This is a genomic window from Algibacter sp. (assembly GCF_049667265.1).
Taxonomy (GTDB): domain Bacteria; phylum Bacteroidota; class Bacteroidia; order Flavobacteriales; family Flavobacteriaceae; genus Algibacter_B.
The window spans coordinates 1-2,380 of record NZ_JBATHX010000284.1; the positions used below are offsets into that span (position 1 = coordinate 1).

Annotated in this window: 2 protein-coding genes; both read left to right on the plus strand. The window is 35.0% G+C overall.

Annotated elements, in window-relative coordinates; all coding sequences use genetic code 11:
* Positions 1-161 precede the first annotated feature (161 nt).
* A complete protein-coding gene (locus WBN21_RS10610; RefSeq protein ID WP_424200094.1) occupies positions 162-1,013 on the plus strand; it encodes a glycoside hydrolase family 16 protein in 852 nt (283 codons plus the stop codon).
* Positions 1,014-1,035: 22 nt separating this feature from the next.
* Positions 1,036-2,380: immunoglobulin-like domain-containing protein (locus WBN21_RS10615; protein ID WP_424200096.1), on the plus strand; the 1,345-nt coding region annotated here is incomplete at its 3' end.

Genomic DNA, 2,380 nt, shown 5'->3' on the forward strand with positions numbered 1-2,380 from the left:
AATATGGGACTTATTATTTATGAAAATATTAATTTTTCATCATTAAGTAATTGGTATCTAGATAATGTTTATTTCTATGAAGATTAAGACAGTATTTAGAAGTTAAAAATTAATTTTAAAAAACTTAAATAATGAAAACAAAAATATTTAAAAAAAATCTAATGTATAAGTCAGGAAACTTTGTATTGAGTGTCTTTAGTCTTGCATTATTGATTTTATTTACAACGCTATCAAGTTGCTCTACAGATTCAACTCAAACGGTAGCAAGATTTACAGAACTTGTTATGCAAGATGAGTTTGATATTGAAGGCGCTCCTAATAGTGCGATATGGGGCTATAATATAGGTAACGGAGAAAATGGTTGGGGCAATAACGAATTGCAATACTATACCAATCGTACTGAAAATGTAAAAGTAGAAAACGGATCATTATTGATTATCGCAAATAAAGAAAATTATAATGGTTCTGCATATACTTCAGCAAGACTTTTAACTAAAGGCAAATTTGAACAAGCGTATGGTCGTTTTGAAGCGCGAATCCAAGTGCCTTACGGGCAAGGTATGTGGCCTGCTTTTTGGCTTTTAGGAGCCGATTGTGGTGACGGTACAGATGGAACGCTTGTGTGGCCAGCATGTGGAGAAATTGATATTATGGAAAATAAAGGTAGTGAACCAACAGAAATTAGTTCTGCGGTTCATGGGCCTGGTTATTCGGGAGGAAACCCTATTACAAAATCATTTAGTTTAGATAATAATCGATTTGATACAGACTACCATGTTTTTGGTATTGAATGGGATCCAAATTATATAAATTTCTATGTAGATAATGTACTATACAATCAGATAACACCAGCCGATGTTACAGGCAATTGGGTTTTTGATCATCCATTCTACATTATTATTAACCTTGCTGTTGGAGGTAATTTTGGAGGTGCTCCTAATAGCGAAACAGTTTTTCCTCAATACATGTTGGTGGATTACGTAAGAGTATATAAAAACAACACACTAAACTAATAAACTAATAAAACGAGAAATTATGAAACAACTATTCAAAATAGCTAAAAAAATATCACTTTTGATATTAGCAATATCCATATTTGCATGCGCAAATGATGATGAACCTTTACCAGAAGTTATTGCTGGCTTTACACATACAATTAATGCAGACACGGGTACGGTAACATTTATTAACACATCAACAGAAGTAAGAAATTATTTGTGGACTTTTGGTGATGGATCTACATCTACTGAAATTAACCCAGTACATTCGTTTGCAAATGGCACTTACACGGTCATTTTAAAGATAACAAATGTTGCAGGAAGATCAGATACGTATGAAGATATTATAACAATATTTGTTAAGGAAATTGCTTCTTTACCAATGACGTTTGATAATGAAAACGTAAAGTATGAACCAGCCGTTTTTAATGGAGCAACTTTTAATATAGTTGAAAATCCTGATGTTTCAGGATCTAACGCTGTAGCCTCTAATGTTGGTGCTATAACAAATAGTGGTGTGAATTGGGAAGGTATTAATTTCGATTTGGGAAGACCAATAGATTTTACTGCAAACAAAACAATAAAAATGAATTTTTGGTCTGAGGCTGCAACAACAGTTTTAATGAAACTTGAAGAAGGTACAGGTGCAGACATAGAAATTACTGCGGCTCATGGCGGTACTGGATGGGAAATGATGTCATTCGATTTTGTTTCTTCAAGCCAGTATTCAAGATTAACATTATTTGTTGATGGTCCTGGTACAACAGCAGGAACATTTTACATCGACGATATTCAACAAGTATTATCAGCACCGGTAATCACCTTAATTGGTGGTGCCACAATCAATGTTGCAATTGGAGGTACATTTACCGATCCAGGAGCAACTGCTGTTGATGGGAATGGTACAGATATTTCTAGTAGTATTGTAGTAGCTGGAGATACTGTAGATGGAAGCACACCAGGCACCTATGTTATTACCTACAATGTAAGTGATGAAGTTGGTAATGCTGCGATGGAAGTTATAAGAACGGTTATAGTTGCTAATGATTTTGTAGCACCAGTAATCACGTTAATTGGAAGTGCCACGATGAATGTTGAAACAGGAAGCACATTTACTGATCCTGGAGCAACGGCTACGGATGATGTAGATGGAGATATTACGAGTAGCATTGTAGTTGCTGGGGATACTGTGGATGCAAATACACCAGGCACCTATACCATCACTTATAACGTAAATGATAATGCTGGTAATCCAGCAACTGAGGTTACAAGAACGGTAGTTGTTACTGATCCTGGAGCATGTACTGCAGAAACGGCAGAATCCATGATGGCTTCAAACTTAAATGTGACTTTTTTATCAGATCAAACTGCAAATATTAGAA

Coding starts and splice junctions, on each gene's coding strand:
- WBN21_RS10610 (WP_424200094.1), top strand. CDS start 162: ATGTATAAGTCAGGAAACTTTGTATTGAGTGTCTTTAGTCTTGCATTA.